Genomic DNA, 16,934 nt, shown 5'->3' with positions numbered 1-16,934 from the left:
AGGAGGGGAGATCCATGGCTTTTACCGACCTCTTCATCCGGCGTCCGGTTCTGGCGAGCGTCGTCAGCCTGATGATCCTGCTGGTCGGCTACGTGGCCTATACCAAGCTCCCGATCCGGCAATATCCCGAACTATCCTCGACCACGATTACGATCACGACGAGCTATCCCGGCGCAAATGCCGATCTGATCAAGGGGTTCATCACGACCCCGATCGAGCAGGCCGTGGCTAGTACGGAGGGGATCGATACGCTGGTCTCGTCGTCCCAGCAGAATACTTCGACCGTGACGCTAAACCTGCGGCTCAACGCCAATCCGGACAGGGCCGTGTCGGACGTGTTGTCCAAGGTCGGGCAGGTCAAGGGTGTGTTGCCCCGCGACGCCAATGATCCGGTGGTGGTGAAGCAAACCGGGCAGGGGTTCGCCCTGCTGTATATTTCGTTCAATTCGCCGGTGCTCGATTCGGCGCAGATCACCGACTACATCACCCGCGTGGTTCAGCCGAAGCTGCAAACCATCGACGGGGTCGCCAACGCGCAGATCCTCGGCGGCCAGACCTTCGCGATGCGGATCTGGCTTGACCCCAATCGCATGGCGGCGCGCGGCGTGACCGCCAACGACGTGCGGGTCGCGCTTGTGGCCAATAACTTCATCTCGGCCGCCGGTCAGATCAAAGGGGACTACACCCAGACCAGCATCAATGCCGAGACCTCGCTCGACAGCGCCAAAGCTTTCTCGCAACTGGTGGCGCTGTCGCGTGGCGATGCCTTGACCCGGATGGGCGATATTTCGAGCATCGAACTCGGGCCGGAGTCGGTCGAATCCTCCTCGGTCTTCGATGGGCTGAAGGCCGTGTTCGTCGGCATCTATGCGACCCCGACCGCCAATCCGCTGACCGTCATCGAGAATGTCAACGCGTCCTTCCGGAGCCTCAAGGCCGAATTGCCGCCGGGCATCAGCGCCGCAATCGCCTATGATTCGACGGAATTCATCCGTGCCTCGATCTCGGAGGTCGCCAAGACCCTGGGCGAAGCCGCCGTCATCGTCATCGTGGTGATTTTCCTGTTTCTCGGAAATCTCCGCTCGACCCTCATTCCCATCGTGACGATCCCGCTCTCGCTCGTGGGCGTGATGATCGTTCTGCTGGCCCTCGGCTATTCGATCAACCTCCTGACCCTGCTGGCGCTGGTGCTCGCGATCGGGCTCGTGGTCGATGACGCGATCGTCGTGGTGGAAAACATCTATCGCCATATCGAGGACGGGATGACGCCGCAGGACGCGGCGCTCAAAGGCGCACGCGAAATCGCCGGCCCGGTCATTTCGATGACCATCACGCTCGCGGCCGTCTATGCGCCGATCGGCTTCGTGGCTGGGTTGACGGGCGCGCTCTTCCGCGAATTTGCCTTCACGCTCGCGGGTGCCGTGGTGGTGTCGGGCGTTGTTGCGCTCACCTTGTCGCCGATGATGTGCTCGCGACTGTTGACCTCGCAGCAGGGGCAGGGCGGCTTTGTCCGATTTCTCGATCGCATGTTCGAGGGCCTGCGTCGGCGGTATGAGCGGCGGCTTCACCGAACCCTGTATTTTCGCGCGCTGACGATGCTGATCTTGTCGGGCGTCTTGGTGCTGACGGGCGTGCTCTATGTCACGACCCCGAAGGAATTGGCGCCGGACGAGGACCAGGGCATCCTCTTCACGCTGGTCAAAACCCCGCAATATGCCAACCTCGACTATCTCGAGAAATCGACGCAGGCGCTCGACGGCGTCTTTAAGACGGTGGCCGAAAAAGCCCATGTGTTCACGATCAACGGGTCGGGTGGCGTGCATGCGGCTTTCTCGGGCCTGCTGATGAAGCCGTGGGAGCAGCGCACCCGCAACCAGAAGCAAGTACTGGCCGAATTACAGCCTAAGTTCGGCGGCATCTCCTCGGCCCAGGTGCTGGCTTTCTCGCCGCCGCCCCTGCCGGGTTCGACCGGTGGGCCACCGCTGCAATTCGTCGTGCGGACGACGGGCGACTATCGGCAACTCGCGGACGTCGTGGAGCAGATCCAGAAAGCCGCTCAGGCCAGTGGTCTTTTCATCTTCACCGATACCGATCTGAAATTCGATACGCCGCAAATCGAGTTCAAGATCAACGCCGACAAGGCCAACCGCATCGGCATCAACATGTCGGATATCGGCGGAACGCTCGCGACGCTGCTGGGCGGAAATTACGTCAATCGCTTCAACCTCTACGGCCGCAGCTACGAGGTCATCCCCCAAGTACCCCGCGAGTTCCGCGACACACCCGATTGGCTGCTCCGCTATCAGGTGCGCTCGCTCGGCGGCGATCTTGTCCCGCTGTCCGCCGTTGGGCGGGTGTCGCAATCGGTGCAACCGAATGCCTTGACGAGCTTCCAACAGCTTAATTCGGCGACCCTGTCGGGCGTGCCGTTCCCGGGCCATACGCTCGGCGAGGGCCTCGATTTCCTCAAAGCGAAGGCGGCCGAGATCTTCCCGGCTGGCTATACCTATGATTTTGGCGGCGATAGCCGCCAGTATGAGCAGGAGGGGTCTGCGCTGGTGGTGACGTTCGGGTTCGCGCTCGTCGTGATCTATCTCGTGCTCGCGGCTCAGTTCGAGAGCTTCCGCGATCCGCTCATCATCCTGATCGCCCTGCCGACATCGTTGTTCGGCGCTCTGTTGCCGTTGAACATTGGCGGCGTGGTGGGCGCCACATCGATCAACATCTACACGCAGATCGGGCTTGTGACGCTGATCGGGCTGATCTCCAAACACGGCATCCTGATGGTCGAATTCGCCAACCGGATGCAGGAGGAGGAAGGCATGTCGCGTCGCGCCGCGATCGAGCATGCGGCTGGCGTGCGACTGCGGCCGATTTTGATGACGACGGCCGCCATGGTTGTGTCGATGATCCCGCTCATCCTCGCGGCCGGAGCGGGCGCGCAGAGCCGGTTCTCGATCGGCGTGGTGATCGCGGCCGGCATGAGCGTCGGCACCTTGTTCACGCTGTTCGTCACGCCTGCGGTCTACACGATCGTGGCCCGCGATCACAATCGTGGCCGAGGCTGGCCCGATCTGATCGTGCCGGCCAGCAGCCCCGACGGGTTGGCGCGCGCGGCGGAGTAACGATCGCATCGAGGCTTGCGCCGCAGTAATAAACCCGTAAGGTCAGGCCATTCGATCGGACCCGGTGCAATTCCGGGTGGCTCTTCCGGCCGCCAATCCGCCGGACCACGCAACAGACCCATCCCGCAGATGTGCTCCTTCATCGCACAGCAGGCGGCTGTCCCTTGCGAGATCAATCCTCATGACCATGACGTCCGTTCGCCAGCAATGGCTGACAAATCCCGTGCGCGAAATGCTGGCCGGGGCTGTCGCCACCGTCGCTCTCATTCCCGAAGTCATCGCTTTTTCGTTCGCGGCCGGGGTCGACCCTCAAGTCGGACTTTTCGCGTCCTTCGTGATCGGTATCGTGATCGCCTTCGCGGGCGGCAGGCCCGCCATGATCTCGGCCGCAGCCGGCTCGGTCGCTCTCGTGGCTGCGCCCCTGGTTCACAGTCACGGCCTGCAATATCTCCTCGCCGCCGGGCTCCTGGCCGGCCTCATGCAGGTCCTGTTCGGTCTGTTGCGGCTTGGCGTGCTGCTTCGGTTCGTGTCGAAATCGGTGCGGACCGGGTTCGTCAACGCCCTGGCGATCCTGATCTTCTCGGCCCAGATGCCGCAGATCATCGGAGGCGGGTGGCTCACCTATGCGGTGTTGGCGGCCGGCCTCGCGCTGATCTATCTCGTGCCGCGCCTCACCACCGCGATCCCCTCACCGCTGATCTGCATCGTGGTGCTGACGGCGGCCGCGATGGCGCTGCATCTGCCCCTGCGAACCATCGCGGATCTGGGTCATCTCCCCGACGGCATGCCGGTTTTCGCCTGGCCTCACGTGCCGCTCAGGCTCGAAACCCTGCAGATCATCGCGTTGCCGGCCCTGGCGATCGGCATGGTGGGTCTGCTGGAATCCCTGATGACCGCCAGCGTGGTGGATGATCTGACCGATACGCCGAGCTCGAAGAACCGTGAATGCACGGGTCTCGGCCTCGCCAATCTGGCTTCCAGCCTGTTCGGCGGCATCGCGGGCTGCGGCATGATCGGCCAGACGGTCAGCAATGTGAAATATGGCGGACGCGGGCGGTTCTCGACGCTCTTCGCAGGGGCGTTCCTGCTCATTCTCATGGTGTTGCTCAAGCCCTGGGTGTCGCAAGTGCCGGTAGCGGCCCTCGTGGCCGTGATGGTGATGGTGTCGATCGACACCTTTGACTGGTCGTCGTTGCGGACGGTCGTCCGTCATCCGAAGATGTCGAGCGCGGTGATGCTCGCGACCGTGGCCGTGACGGTCGCGACGTCCAATCTCGCGCTCGGCGTCACCGTGGGCGTGCTCCTCAGTGGCGTCTTTTTCAGCTTCAAGGTCGCGCGCCTGTTGCGGATCACGCAGGAGCTCGACGATGGCGCGCAGCGGCTCACCTACCGGGTGGTCGGGCAAGTGTTCTTTGCCTCGGCCGATCTCTTCGTCGACGCGTTCGACATCCGGGAAGCAACGGGCCGATCCGTCCTGATCGACCTATCGCACGCGCATTTTTGGGACATCACAGCCGTGGCGGCCCTCGATCGCGTCCGTCAACGCTTTGTCAGCCACGGCATCGCGGTGGAGGTGTTCGGGCTGAACGCGGCAAGCGCGACCCTGGTCGAGCGCATCGACGCCTCAGCGACGGTCGCACCGCAACCCTGATCGCGGCTGCTCCATTGCGGGCGTCGGCCGGCCCTGCTAGGTCGGAGCGACAGTCTCCAACGTTCAGGCCATGACCTCCATCGACGATCCCGTCGCGCGCCGGCGCACCTTTGCCATCATCTCGCACCCGGACGCGGGCAAGACGACGCTGACCGAAAAGCTGTTGCTGTTCGGGGGCGCGATCCAACTCGCGGGCGAGGTGAGGGCCAAGGCCAATCGGCGGCAGACCCGATCCGACTGGATGGATATCGAACGCCAACGCGGCATCTCGGTCGTCACCTCGGTGATGACGTTCGAACATGCCGGGCATGTCTTCAATCTGCTCGACACGCCGGGCCATGAAGACTTCTCCGAAGACACCTATCGAACCCTGTCTGCGGTCGATTCGGCCGTCATGGTGATCGACGCGGCGCGCGGCATCGAATCCCGAACCCGGAAGCTGTTCGAGGTCTGCCGCTTGCGCGACATTCCGATCGTAACCTTCATCAACAAGATGGACCGCGAGACGCGCGATCCGTTCGATCTGCTCGACGAGATCGAGAAGGTTCTGGCGCTCGACACGGCGCCGATCACCTGGCCGATCGGCCGAGGCCGCGCCTTCGCCGGCACTTACGATCTCACCCGTAACGTCATCCGCAAGCTCGATGCCGACGTCACCGCTCCGACGATCCCGGTGTCGGGTCCGCGCGATCCGCAGATCCGGGCCTTGCTGTCGGAGTTCGAGGCGGATGCGGCGATCGATGAGCTCGAGATCGCGCATGAGGCATGCCGCCCATTCGATGCAGCGGCTTATCTCGAGGGGCATCTGACGCCCGTGTTCTTCGGCAGCGCGCTCCGCACCTTCGGGGTCGCGGATCTGATCGCGGCGCTCGGCGATTTCGCGCCGCCGCCCAAAGGGCTGCAGGCCGAAAGCCGCTTCGTCGACGCGCATGAGAAGAAGATGAGCGGCTTTGTTTTCAAGATCCAAGCCAATATGGATCCGAACCATCGCGACCGCATCGCGTTCATGCGGGTGTCGTCCGGTAAACTGACGCGTGGCATGAAAGCCAAGCTGGTGCGGACCGGCAAGCCGATGGCGCTGAATGCTCCGCAATTTTTCTTCGCGCAGGAACGCGCCTTGGCCGAAGAGGCCTATCCGGGCGACGTGGTCGGCATTCCGAACCACGGTACGTTGAGGATCGGCGACACGCTGACCGAGGGTGAGGATCTTGTGTTCCGCGGCGTGCCGAGCTTCGCGCCCGAAATCCTGCGCCGCGTGAAGCTGACCGATGCCATGAAGGCCAAGAAGTTGCGTGAAGCGCTTCAGCAGATGGCCGAGGAAGGCGTCGTGCAGACGTTTGTGCCGCATGACGGCTCTGGCGCGATGGTCGGCGTGGTCGGAGCGCTTCAGCTCGACGTGCTGGCCGAGCGGTTGCAGGCCGAATACGGCCTGCCGGTCTCCTTCGAGCAGAGCCGGTTTGAGATCTGCCGCTGGGTGACGGCCGACGACGATGCGGAACTCGCCCGGTTCATGAACGCCTATCCGTCCTCGACCGCGACCGATCTCGATGGCGCTCCGGTGTTTCTCGCCTCTTCGGCCTTTACGTTGAAATACGAGCAGGACCGCTGGCCCGGCGTGGTATTCTCGGACATCAAGGACTATCAGCGCGCTGCCCATTGAAGCCACGGCTCGAGAAAGCCCGCGCCGCTGCCTGTTCGGTCGATCTCTCGTGACGGCGGCGACATAAAAAAGCCGGCCCTGAGGGCCGGCTCTCTATTGTCGAGACGATGATCGAGATCAGAGCTTCTTGTGGGCCGCGTCCGATACCTTATCGGCTGTGTCCTTCACGGCGTCCTTGGCATCGCCAACGGCCTTCTGAGTGTGGCCCTTGGCTTCCTGTGCCATGCCTTCGGCCTGCATCTTGTCGGACCCGACGACCTTGCCGACGCCCTGCTTGATATTGCCGACGGCTTCGTTGGCGAGGCCCGAGGCCTTGTCTGAAGTGCTGCCCATAATCTGAACTCCCATGTGGTCGTTTTACAGTCAGAAAACAGCGCCGAGCCGCAAAGGTTCCGACCATCGGCTGCACCACGCCGGCACGCCAATGCCGATCAGGACATCCGGCGGGCGCGTGACATCACAAGCGACGCATAGCGAGACCCGCCTCGGGAAATGCGATGAGCATAACGGCCCTGGTTGTAGAGCGCCGCCGTGCGGTGCAAATCACCACCCTGATCGTTGAGAATCGAGGCGAGATAGCGCATGCCGCATTCCGCATTGGAGGCCGGGTTGGTCAAGGCGCCGCTGCAGCCAAGCCCACGCGCAGTTGCCGGCATGATGCCCATGAGGCCGACGGCACCGGCTCGCGAACGCGCTCGTGGGTTGAAGCCGCTCTCGACACTCGCGACCCCGTAGGCGAGGGCTTCGGGCACGCCGTGACGACGCGCCGCCGCGATAACGTAATTGGCCATCGATGCACCACGCGGCGCGATCGAGAGAGGCGCGCGGGATCGGCGCTGCGGAGGCTGCTGCTCGATCGTCCGGTTGCTCAGCAGGTCGGGTTGGTTATCGCTGGCGACCGGCATGGCGTCCCGCACGGCCGAATAGCGATCGCGCGCCGAGGCGTTCGATGCCAGCCCCAGGAGGCAGACAAGCAGGATCGATCCCGCAAGAGCGAGGTGACGCATATACTAACCTTTCAGGAAAAATCAGGCCGCCAAGATCATCATGGGGGAGAGTGATGCTCGCCTTGTTGTTTCTGATGATCTGAAAATCGGGGGCCTCTTCATCATTCAATTCAGCACAAGATCGTGCTGGTCGATGCTGATCGAATTACGATCGGGCGGTCCTTGTTGTTCTAAAATGCTGCGAAATAATGGCAGAGTTATTTTAATACATTATTAGGAATTAAAGTTGCTCGTCTATCGTCATTGTCGCCGACGTTTCTGACTGAAGCAGAAACGCGTGACGCTCGCCGCACTTGCGGTCGGCTGTCCTCTCGATTAGAGCGCGACAAGGATCGTAGGCCCATGGGAGCGTCGCGCGTGTTCCGACGAATGATGTCGTTGCCGATGTATCGCGCGCCAGCGTTGGCCGAACGCGCGTTCTGGGGTGGGTTGCGGCGCCATCTGATCGCGGCCGGCTTCGACGATGTGCCGGAGAGACCGGCCGAGCCGGAGGATCTCGACGCCCATTGGCTCGACCCAGACCTTCTGCTGAGCCAGACCTGCGGATTTCCATTGACCCACGCGCTGGACGGGCGTGTCCAGCTTGTTGGCGCGCCATGCTATGCGGCGGCAGGATGCGACGGCGTTTTCTACCGAAGCCTGGTCGTGGTGCGGCAGAACGAGCCCGCGCGGACCATCGGCGATCTGCGCGGCCGCCGCGTCGCTTATAATTCGATCGACTCGCAATCGGGCTACAACACCCTGCGGGCTCTGGTGGCGCCTGACGCGAGAAACGGCGCATTCTTTGGAGCGACGATGCAGACCGGTGGCCATCGAGGGTCCGTCGAGGCGGTGCAGGGTGGCTCGGCCGACGTCGCCAGTATCGATTGCGTGACCTTTGCGCTCTTGCAGCGCGATGAACCCGATTTGGTCGCAGGGCTACGGGTGCTTTGTATGACCGGGCAAGCTCCCTCGCTTCCGCTGATTACAGCCCTTAGAACGTCGCCCGCGGAAGTCGAGGGATTGCGACGCGCCATCGAGGGCGCGATGACCGATCCCGATCTCGCGGCTGCACGTGCCGACCTGATGCTGGCCGGCTTCGCGCGCGTCGATCCATCAGCATACGAGATTTGCGTAACCATGGAGCGCGACGCAGTGGCGCTCGGATATCCGGTCCTCGCCTAAGCGTCACCCGCGACCAACGGTCGAGGGCGGGTGTGTCTTGGATCGGTGATCAAGCGAGATGAGTGCCCCACGAGACGTTCAATACCGCAACCAAGCGAGCCTAAAACGCTTAGTCGACGACGTCCGCCTCTGGTCGATCATTTCCGGGCGCGAGTTCCTCGTGCCACGTGCCCTTGGCGTCCTGATAGGAAATGCCTTCGCTCTCGCCTGGGATCTCCTGGCGATGCGATGCCGCCGTTGCGGCTTCGAGAGCTTGGTCATGCGACGGGAAGGTTTCGGAGAACACGTCACCCATCTTATAGGCCCAGCCGCCATCGTGCTCGACGATCACATAATGAATTTCGGTCATGGTCCCTTACCCTCTCAACGATGCGACATGATCATCTGACGAAGAGCGATCATACGCATCCCCTGCAGCCTATATGTGCTTCGCGATCCCGAGTGCCATTCCAGGAGACTCGCTCACGCGTGTTTTTCGGCTGGCGATCGTGGTTTGTGCCGACGGACCATCGCGCAACGGAAAAAGGGCCGGGGAGCGAACCCCGACCCTTTAGACTTACGATTCTGGTCAACCAGTCGCGACGCGGTTGGCGTCGGTCATGACCGACCTAGAAACTCAGAGAGCCTGAAGACGATCAGCAGACTTCTTGCCGCTCTTGCGGTCTTCGGCGAGCTCGAAGCTGAGCTTCTGGCCTTCCTTGAGGTCATTGAAGCCCGCGCGCTCGACGGCGCTGATGTGTACGAACACATCCTGGCTGCCGTCGTCCGGCTGGATGAAACCGAAGCCCTTTTGGGCATTGAACCACTTAACTGTACCAGTGCTCATGACAAACCCTTGTCGTACGTACATGCCACACGGCGAGATGCCGCGAAGCATAAATTCAATCGATTGTTTCGAGGGAGTTCGTCAGCATGCGCGTTCGAAGACGCGGAGGGCCAAGTCGTCAGCCTAGTATCGATAAGCCAACCATAAACGAATCCTGAAGATAGGCAAGCGAAGCTTTCCCGGCCACGATCACGATTGTTTGACGGCAGCGTCCCCTGGGCTGACAAGCGGTCATGACGCAGCGCTCTTGCTGGACGACAGAGACGGGATCTCGGCATAGAAAGCGAAGGTGTCGCGTCCGCCGGTTTCGGCGCGACAGAGGGCCTGATCTGCCAGCGTGACGATCTCCAGCGGATCCCTCGTCTCGAGGGGCGCCACGGCAATGCCGATGCTGATGCCGATCTGGACCATACGGCCGGTGATCAAAAAAACGGCGAACGCAAAGCTTTCAGGACGCGGTGCGGCAGCATTTCGGCATCGGTCGCGTGGTGGATGGCGACCTGATGCGAAGATCACCGTCATGATGATGAGAACGGCGACCTATCAGCCAGTGCCCTGTTTTTCGGCACTTGCACCGCCGCAGAGCAGCTTTCCATGCTAGGGCCGTCGAACGTCGCGCGAAGCAGCCTCGTCCGGACCTCGCTTGGTCCGGTCAACGCCTCGCGCCGACCCCGAACTTTCAACGCGGTAACGGTCATGCAGATGGTGAGACCGGCGGGATCGACCGTCGGCATGAGCTTATATGTGGTCGGGCTGTTTTTCTTCGCGGTCAATGACGCGCTCGGAAAATGGCTGGTGGTCGACTACAGCGTCGGACAGATCATGATGTTGCGCGCCGTGGGCGCGAGCATGCTGCTGGTGCCGATGCTGCTGCGCCAGCGTGTCGGGCTTCGCCTCGATGGGCAACTCTGGCTTCACGCCGCGCGGATCGTCTGCTCGATCGCCGATACCTACTCGTTTTATCTGTCGACGCGGGCGCTCCCCCTCGCCGATGTCATGACATTTTATCTCGCGGCACCGCTCATCATCGTGGCGCTTTCGGCCCCACTCCTCGGCGAGCGCGTCGGCATCGGCGGTTGGGCCGCGGTCGTGGTCGGATTCGCGGGTGTCATGGTGGCGCTCCATCCGAGCGGTGACGCCCTCTCGCCATCGGCCCTGGTGGCGCTCTTCGGCGCGACGATGTTCGCTTTGTCGATCACGATCACCCGCAAGCTTCGCGGCACTCATTGGCTGACGCTGGTGACGCATCAGACCATCGGCACGGGGCTGTTCGGCGCCGCGACTTGCACCATCGTGTGGGTCACCCCGAGTCTCGTCGACACCGGCCTGATGTTCCTGGTCGGGATCGTGTCGTCAGCCTGTTTCATGTGCATCACCAAGGCGCTGGCGCTCGCACCGGCGTCCCTGTTGGCGCCGCTGCAATATACGTCGATCATCTGGGCTGTGCTGATGGGCTGGATGTTCTGGGCCGACGTGCCGACACCCTCGATCCTGATCGGCATCGCGATCATCATCGGCAGCGGGTTGTCTGTGTTCCTGCGAAAGCGGGTCGCGATCGACCGTCGGCCGGTCGCGACGGACGCGTAACGGGGTCAGGCCGCCTTGGGGCCGAGTTGCAGCACCGTCTGGCGCGCGCCCTCGGTGATGGCGGCCCAATCACCGGCCGCCATCGCACGAGACGGGGTTAACCACGACCCACCGACGCAAGCCACATTGGGGCAGGCGAGATAGCTTGCGGCTTTGGCGATGTCGATGCCGCCGGTCGGGCAGAAGACCAGATCGCGCAGAGGGCCGTGCAAAGCCTTCAGCATCGGAACACCCCCCGCAGGTTCGGCCGGGAAGAACTTGAGCCGAGTGAGGCCGCCCTCGGCCGCCAGCATGGCCTCGCCAGCCGTGGCGATGCCCGGCAGCAAGGGGATCGACAACTCTGCCGTTTCGCCCAGAAGGCGCTCGGTCAGGCCGGGTGACACCAGGAAGGAGGCGCCGGCCTGCTCCGATTGACGCGCCTGCTGGCCCGACAGGACCGTGCCGGCGCCGAGCACCGCCTCCGGCACCTCCGCAGCGATCCGGCGAATAGCTTCGAGCCCCGCCGGGGTCCGGAGCGTCACCTCGATGACGCGGACACCGCCGGCAATCAGCGCGCGCGCGAGCGGCACCGCATGAGCGACGTCGTCGATCGTCACGACCGAGATGACGGGGCCATCCGTCATGATGGCGTCGAGTCGCGCCGTAAGCGTGGGGGTCATTCGGAACTCCTAAACAGAAAGGGACGCCGGCTTGCCGGCAAGCGTGTCGAGCACCAGACGTCGCCGTGGAATGGGCGGGACGGCGCCATATCCCATGGTGGCGAGCGCCGCGGCGCAATTGGCGTAGGTCGCGGCGTCCTCGATCGAGGCGCCGCGCGCCGCTTCGGCGAGGAAGCTGCCGCAGAACGTGTCGCCCGCGCCGGTCGCATCGACGGGCCGACACGGGAAGGGCGCCACGAGCTTACGCCCCTCGGGCGTCGCGACGAGGCATCCGGCACTCCCCATCTTCAACACCACGATACGGGGTCCCATGTCGAGGCAGAGGTCCACGATCGCGTCCGGATCGGAGAGCCCGAGCAGGAGATGCGCGTCCTCGATGCCGGGGAATGCGATGTCGGCGTGGCGGAGGGCCTGCTGGATGACGGCGGAGGCCCGTGCGGCAGGCCACAGCTTGGGGCGGTAATTGGTGTCGAATGCGATCTGACGGCCGTGGCGTCGGGCGCTTGCGAAAGCCTCAAACACGGTGTCGGCAGCCCGATCCGAAATACCGAGGCTGATGCCCGACGCGAAGGTGAAGCGGGCCCGTTCGATCGTGGCGTGACCCTGTTGGTCGAGCCGGTAATGGCTCGCGGCCGACCCGCGCCGCAGGTAGGAGAAGCGATGGCCGCTCTCGTCATGCTGGACGAAATAGACGCCGGTTGGGTTGTCCGGGTCGGTCTGAACGGCCTCGGCCTCGACGCCCTCGCGGTGCCACAGATCGAGAAAGCTCGCGCCTGCGATGTCGTCGCCGACAGCCGACAGGAAGGCGACCCGCGCATCCTGACGAGCGGCCGCGATGGCGACATTCGAGGCGTCGCCCCCGTGCGCCTGGATGAACATCTGCGGCTCGGCCGCGGAGCGGGTCTGCTGGTTAAATTCCAGCATCGGTTCGCCGAGACAGACGAGATCCAGTTCAGCACCCACCATGACACTCCCGCGATCGCCTCCGCTCTTCTACGCCAAACGAAGGCCGACTTTCCACCCGAGATCGTGCCGACCCCCATCGTCATGCGTCACGTTGCCGATGATCGCGCAGGTGTCTATCTAGCACGCCATGGTCTTTTCACCCGCCTTCCGCCCCGCCACTAGCCACGCCGCGCTTGGGACGGACTTCTACGACGAGGTGTCGGCGGCGACGTTTCCGGCGCAGCGCATCCGTTTCCGCAATAATCGATGGGCTGCGCGGGTCGGGCTCGAAGGCCTGACCGATGCCGAATGGATCGCGCATTTCGCCCGGTTCGAGCCGCTGCCGGGCAGCTTTCCGCAGCCGCTCGCCCTCCGCTATCACGGTCACCAGTTCGGCAGCTACAATCCGGACCTCGGCGACGGACGCGGCTTTCTGTTCGCGCAACTATATGACACGGACGGTCGGCTGCTCGATCTCGCCACCAAGGGGAGTGGGCGCACGCCCTGGTCGCGCGGCGGCGATGGGAAACTCACGCTGAACGGCGGGATCCGCGAGGTGCTGGCGACCGAAATGCTGGAGGCTCTCGGCGTCAACACGTCGAAGAGCTTCAGCTTGATCGAGACCGGCGAGGCGCTGCAGCGGGGCGACGAGCCATCGCCGACGCGCGCCTCGGTTCTGGTGCGGCTCGGCCATTCGCATCTTCGCATCGGCACGTTCCAACGCCTGTTGGCCCTCAACGAGACGAGCAATATCGAGCGGTTGTTGGATTATACGATCGCGACCTACATGCCGGAGGTGCAGGCCGCGACCGTCGCGGGCAGGGCAGTCGCGTTTTTGCAAGCCGTCTGCGGCAAGGTGGCTCGCATGGGCGCGCAATGGATGGTGGCGGGTTTCGTCCATGCCGTGCTGAATACCGACAACATCAACGTCAATGGCGAGAGCTTCGATTACGGGCCGTGGCGGTTCTTGCCGACCTATGATCCGGGCTTCACGGCTGCCTATTTCGATCATACAAGTCGATACGCTTATGGGGAGCAGCCCGGCGTTCTGTTGTGGAACCTGACGCGGTTGGCCGAATGCCTTCTCCCGCTCGCGCCACAAGCCGACCTCGAACAAGCGCTGGCGGAGTTCGCCCCAGCGTTCCGCCGGGCGTTCGTCGAGCAATCGTTGCGGCGGCTTGGGATTGCGGCGCGCGGCGATGAGCGGGACGACGACCTCGTCCATGCCTTCTGGGGGTTCCTCGCTTCCAGCCAGGCGTCATTCGAGCAAGTCATCTTCGATTGCTACGGCGGCACGGCGAGGCTCGACAAGGCCGTGCACGGACCGGTCGGACACGTCTACGCCACCGACGCTTTCGCACCGGTGCGGTCCGCTTTCGCGGATGCGTCGCCCGCAGAAGGGTTGCGGCTCGACCATGCCTATTTCGCCGGCGCCACGCCCTGCACCATGCTGCATGATGAGGTCGAGACGATCCTCGGTGCCGTCGACAAGGATGACGATTGGTCGATGTTCGAAGCCAAGATCACCGCGATCCGGGCGATGGGCGAGGCTTACGGCAGAGAGGCGCCGACCCATGGCAGCTGATCACGACGATACGGCCGCGATGCCGATCCGGGTCGCCGCTTTCTATCAATTCGTTCCGCTACCCGATTGGCGCGACCTCAGGCCGCCTTTGCTCGCCATTTGTGCGGACCTCGGGATTTACGGGACGGTGCTGTTGGCCCGCGAAGGGATCAACGGAACCGTGGCCGGCTCTCCCGAGGCGATCGCGGCTTTGGTCGATATGCTGCAAGGCGATGGCGTGTTCGGCGGCCGCCTCGATCGTCTCGACCTGAAATATTCGACCGCCGCGACCATGCCGTTCGGCCGCCTGAAGGTCCGTCTCAAGCGCGAAATCGTCACGCTCGGGCATCCAGGCGGCGACCCGACGGCCCGTGTCGGCACCTATGTCGAGGCCGCCGACTGGAACGCGCTTCTGGATCGACCCGATATCCTCGTCCTCGACACGCGCAATGGCTTCGAGGTCGAGATGGGCAGCTTTGTCGGTGCAATCGATCCGAAAATCGGTCGCTTCGGTGAATTCCCCGAGTTCGCGGCGCGCGCGCTCGATCCTCGGACGCACAAATCAATCGCCATGTTCTGCACCGGCGGTATCCGGTGCGAAAAGGCGAGTGCCTATCTCTTGTCGCTCGGCTTCGACGAGGTGTTTCACCTCAAGGGCGGGATCCTGAAATATCTTGAAACGGTACAGCCGGCCAACAGCCGGTGGTCGGGCGATTGTTTCGTCTTCGACGAGCGGGTCGCCCTGGGGCATGGTCTCCAACAAACGCGTCGCGACAAATCCGGATCACCCGCCGATGACTGATAAGACCGCATTGCTGGATCGTGTCGAGACGCTGGAGATGCGGCTCGCTTACCAAGAGCAGGCGATCGAAGACTTGAGCGACACGATCACGATGCTGTGGAGCCGCATCGAAAGCTTGTCGCGACAGGTCGCGGCTCTCGGCGATCGGGTCAAGGCAACCGAAAGTGACGCAGGGGCAGGGCATCCGCAGGTTCCGCCCCCGCATTACTGACCTGCGCTGCTTTGTGCTGCGATGGCCTTGACAAACCAGTATATTGCGGCCGACATCTTGAAGCGGAGTACATCGGCGGTGGGGGCCCGAGATGTTTCAAGTTGTGCAGCGTCGGGTCTCTCCTCTGGCCGCACGGTTGCATTGTGCGGATCTCGCAACGTCTCTCCACGACAAATTGGTTCTGGATCGAGATGATGTCGTCAAGGTCAGCGAAGTCGACTGCTCCGACCCTGGCTCACCCGATCTCGAAACTGTCGTTCTGATCATGCGCGAGGGGCGATCGAGCCTCTTGTTCCGTGTCGAGAAGCGACTGGCCGATGTGACCGAAGACGATCTCGACGGCGTGGCCGATCGGGTATGGGAACTGACCTGACCGCAAGAGCCCGTCTTATCAGACGGGACGGCTTCCCGCGTCGTTCTGCTGTTTCAACTCGAGGCGCGTGCGGGGATCGAGCCGCGTGATCAACCGGGCGCCGCGTCCGTAGGTCAGCCAAGCCCAGGCCCAATTCAGGTAGACCGCGATCCGGTTCCGCGTTCCGATCAAGAAGAACAGGTGGACGGCGCTCCACAGCACCCATGCTACGAAACCCGTGAGCCTGACCTTGCCGAGATCCGCGACCGCTGACGAGCGTCCCACCATCGCCATCGAACCGGCGTCCTTGTAGACGAAGCGCGCTGGAGCGGGACGGCCCGCCACACGCGCCGCGATCACCTCGGCCACATAGGCGCCTTGCTGTTTGGCCACCGGCCCGACGCCTGGAAGCGGCTTGCCGTTCGGCCCCGTCATATCGGTCACATCGCCCACCGCGAAAATGTCGATATGGCCCGGCACGGTGCAGTCGGGAGCGATCTTGACGGCGCCATTCCGGCTCTTGTCCGCCTGCAGCCAGACGGCCGCCGGCGTCGCGGCGGTTCCGGCGCACCAGAGCACGTTGGCGGAGTTGATCCGCGTCCCTCCCGCTACGACGCCGTCATGATCGACGCTTTGCACCGCGGTGTTGGTCAGCACCTCGACATGGAGATCCTCGAGATGTTTGCGCGCATAATCCGACAAATGCTGCGGGAAGCCCGCCAAAAGATGCGGGCCGCCCTCGCAAAGCACGATGCGGGCGGAAGACGAGCGGATATGGCGGAAGTCTCGCGATAAACTGGAATGGGCGAGTTCCGCGATGGCGCCGGCCAGTTCGACGCCTGTCGGCCCGCCGCCGACCACCACGAAGGTGAGAAGCCGTTCGATTTCGGATGGGTCGGTACGACTCTCGGCCCATTCGAAGGCGGCGAGAAGGCTGCCGCGCAGCATCAGCGCATCTTCCAGCGTTTTCAGGACGTACGCATGCTCGGCCCATTCGTCGTGGCCGAACCAGGAATAAACAGAGCCGGTCGCCAGCACCAACATGTCGAAGCCGATCTCGCCCGCTTCGGCAAGCCGCACCACGCGGCGGTTCGTGTCGATGCCGGTGGCTTCGTCCATCAGCACCGTGACCTCGGGTCGATCGGAGAAGATGCTACGAACCGGAACCGCGATGTCGGAGGGCGCAAGCGCCGCGGTGGCGACCTGGTACAGCAAGGGCTGGAACAGATTGTGGTTGGTCTTGTCGATCACCACCACATCGACCGGAACGCCCGCGAGACCTTTCGCGGTGGCAAGTCCGCCAAAGCCTGCACCCACGATGACGACACGGGGCCTTTCGGCGGGTTTGGCCTGGGCGAGCGTCATGGCGGCGTCCCTTGCG

17 protein-coding genes and 1 other annotated feature are annotated in these 16,934 nt (G+C 63.4%); of the genes, 9 read left to right on the top strand and 8 right to left on the bottom strand.

Translation table 11 applies throughout. The features are described 5' to 3' along the window. Positions 1-14 precede the first annotated feature (14 nt). The 3 genes from LGH83_RS09210 (at position 15) to LGH83_RS09200 (ending at position 6,436) form a co-directional block, all read left to right on the top strand. Entirely contained in the window at positions 15-3,125 is a 3,111-nt protein-coding gene (locus tag LGH83_RS09210; RefSeq protein ID WP_227401525.1) for an efflux RND transporter permease subunit, read from the top strand. A 54-nt stretch (positions 3,126-3,179) separates the two neighbouring features. After that, positions 3,180-3,235 (top strand) — a sequence feature (sul1 is cis-regulatory element that is thought to sense ions involved in sulfur or methionine metabolism; They are found in Alphaproteobacteria). A gap of 71 nt (positions 3,236-3,306) precedes the next feature. After that, on the top strand, positions 3,307-4,776 hold the full coding sequence (locus LGH83_RS09205; protein ID WP_227401524.1) for a SulP family inorganic anion transporter: 1,470 nt from the start codon (positions 3,307-3,309) through the stop codon (positions 4,774-4,776). Between the two features lie 70 nt (positions 4,777-4,846). Beyond that, positions 4,847-6,436: a peptide chain release factor 3 gene (locus LGH83_RS09200; protein ID WP_227401523.1), complete on the top strand. Its 1,590-nt coding sequence runs from the start codon at positions 4,847-4,849 to the stop codon at positions 6,434-6,436. Positions 6,437-6,553: 117 nt separating this feature from the next. Here LGH83_RS09200 and LGH83_RS09195 read toward each other — a convergent pair whose 3' ends face one another. After that, positions 6,554-6,769: a CsbD family protein gene (locus LGH83_RS09195; protein WP_131119101.1), complete on the bottom strand. Its 216-nt coding sequence runs from the start codon at positions 6,767-6,769 to the stop codon at positions 6,554-6,556. Positions 6,770-6,867: 98 nt separating this feature from the next. Beyond that, positions 6,868-7,443 carry a lytic transglycosylase domain-containing protein gene (locus tag LGH83_RS09190; RefSeq protein WP_227401522.1) on the bottom strand — a complete coding sequence of 192 codons (576 nt, stop codon included), beginning with the start codon at positions 7,441-7,443 and terminating at the stop codon, positions 6,868-6,870. Between the two features lie 342 nt (positions 7,444-7,785). Here LGH83_RS09190 and LGH83_RS09185 point away from each other — a divergent pair, with 342 nt between their 5' ends. Beyond that, positions 7,786-8,607: a phosphate/phosphite/phosphonate ABC transporter substrate-binding protein gene (locus tag LGH83_RS09185; RefSeq protein ID WP_227401521.1), complete on the top strand. Its 822-nt coding sequence runs from the start codon at positions 7,786-7,788 to the stop codon at positions 8,605-8,607. Between the two features lie 109 nt (positions 8,608-8,716). Here LGH83_RS09185 and LGH83_RS09180 read toward each other — a convergent pair whose 3' ends face one another. From LGH83_RS09180 to LGH83_RS09170, 3 genes are all read right to left on the bottom strand, one after another. Then, a complete protein-coding gene (locus tag LGH83_RS09180) occupies positions 8,717-8,956 on the bottom strand; it encodes a DUF2188 domain-containing protein (protein WP_131113153.1) in 240 nt (79 codons plus the stop codon). Between the two features lie 267 nt (positions 8,957-9,223). Then, positions 9,224-9,433 carry a cold-shock protein gene (locus LGH83_RS09175; RefSeq protein WP_131113152.1) on the bottom strand — a complete coding sequence of 70 codons (210 nt, stop codon included), beginning with the start codon at positions 9,431-9,433 and terminating at the stop codon, positions 9,224-9,226. Between the two features lie 231 nt (positions 9,434-9,664). Continuing rightward, entirely contained in the window at positions 9,665-9,844 is a 180-nt protein-coding gene (locus LGH83_RS09170) for a GGDEF domain-containing protein (RefSeq protein WP_227401520.1), read from the bottom strand. A gap of 321 nt (positions 9,845-10,165) precedes the next feature. Here LGH83_RS09170 and LGH83_RS09165 point away from each other — a divergent pair, with 321 nt between their 5' ends. Continuing rightward, complete coding sequence (locus LGH83_RS09165; protein WP_264479160.1) at positions 10,166-11,020, top strand: DMT family transporter; 855 nt, start codon at positions 10,166-10,168, stop codon at positions 11,018-11,020. 5 nt (positions 11,021-11,025) lie between these two features. On the opposite strand, the gene eda is transcribed toward LGH83_RS09165, so the two are convergent. Further along, the gene (gene eda, locus LGH83_RS09160; protein ID WP_131113149.1) at positions 11,026-11,679 is read right to left on the bottom strand and encodes a bifunctional 4-hydroxy-2-oxoglutarate aldolase/2-dehydro-3-deoxy-phosphogluconate aldolase; all 654 of its coding nucleotides are present in this window, start codon (positions 11,677-11,679) and stop codon (positions 11,026-11,028) included. Between the two features lie 9 nt (positions 11,680-11,688). Next, complete coding sequence (locus LGH83_RS09155) at positions 11,689-12,645, bottom strand: sugar kinase (RefSeq protein ID WP_227401519.1); 957 nt, start codon at positions 12,643-12,645, stop codon at positions 11,689-11,691. 127 nt (positions 12,646-12,772) lie between these two features. Here LGH83_RS09155 and LGH83_RS09150 point away from each other — a divergent pair, with 127 nt between their 5' ends. The 4 genes from LGH83_RS09150 (at position 12,773) to LGH83_RS09135 (ending at position 15,574) form a co-directional block, all read left to right on the top strand. Continuing rightward, the gene (locus tag LGH83_RS09150) at positions 12,773-14,209 is read left to right on the top strand and encodes a protein adenylyltransferase SelO (protein ID WP_227401518.1); all 1,437 of its coding nucleotides are present in this window, start codon (positions 12,773-12,775) and stop codon (positions 14,207-14,209) included. A 19-nt stretch (positions 14,210-14,228) separates the two neighbouring features. Continuing rightward, positions 14,229-14,990 (top strand): rhodanese-related sulfurtransferase, encoded by a 762-nt coding sequence (locus LGH83_RS09145; protein ID WP_227401791.1) that lies wholly within the window; start codon positions 14,229-14,231, stop codon positions 14,988-14,990. Further along, complete coding sequence (locus LGH83_RS09140) at positions 14,983-15,201, top strand: SlyX family protein (RefSeq protein ID WP_227401517.1); 219 nt, start codon at positions 14,983-14,985, stop codon at positions 15,199-15,201. The genes LGH83_RS09145 and LGH83_RS09140 overlap by 8 nt, the downstream gene beginning before the upstream one ends. 91 nt (positions 15,202-15,292) lie before the next feature. Continuing rightward, positions 15,293-15,574, top strand: coding sequence for a hypothetical protein (locus LGH83_RS09135; RefSeq protein WP_227401516.1), 282 nt, complete (start codon positions 15,293-15,295; stop codon positions 15,572-15,574). Between the two features lie 18 nt (positions 15,575-15,592). Here the strand turns inward: LGH83_RS09135 and LGH83_RS09130 are convergent, their stop codons facing one another. Beyond that, a complete protein-coding gene (locus tag LGH83_RS09130; RefSeq protein ID WP_227401515.1) occupies positions 15,593-16,918 on the bottom strand; it encodes an NAD(P)/FAD-dependent oxidoreductase in 1,326 nt (441 codons plus the stop codon). Positions 16,919-16,934 lie beyond the last annotated feature (16 nt).

The sequence above is a fragment of the Lichenihabitans sp. PAMC28606 genome, assembly GCF_020616535.1.
GTDB classification, from domain to species: Bacteria; Pseudomonadota; Alphaproteobacteria; order Rhizobiales; family Beijerinckiaceae; genus Lichenihabitans; species Lichenihabitans psoromatis.
This window is presented reverse-complemented; position numbering and strand designations above follow the sequence as displayed.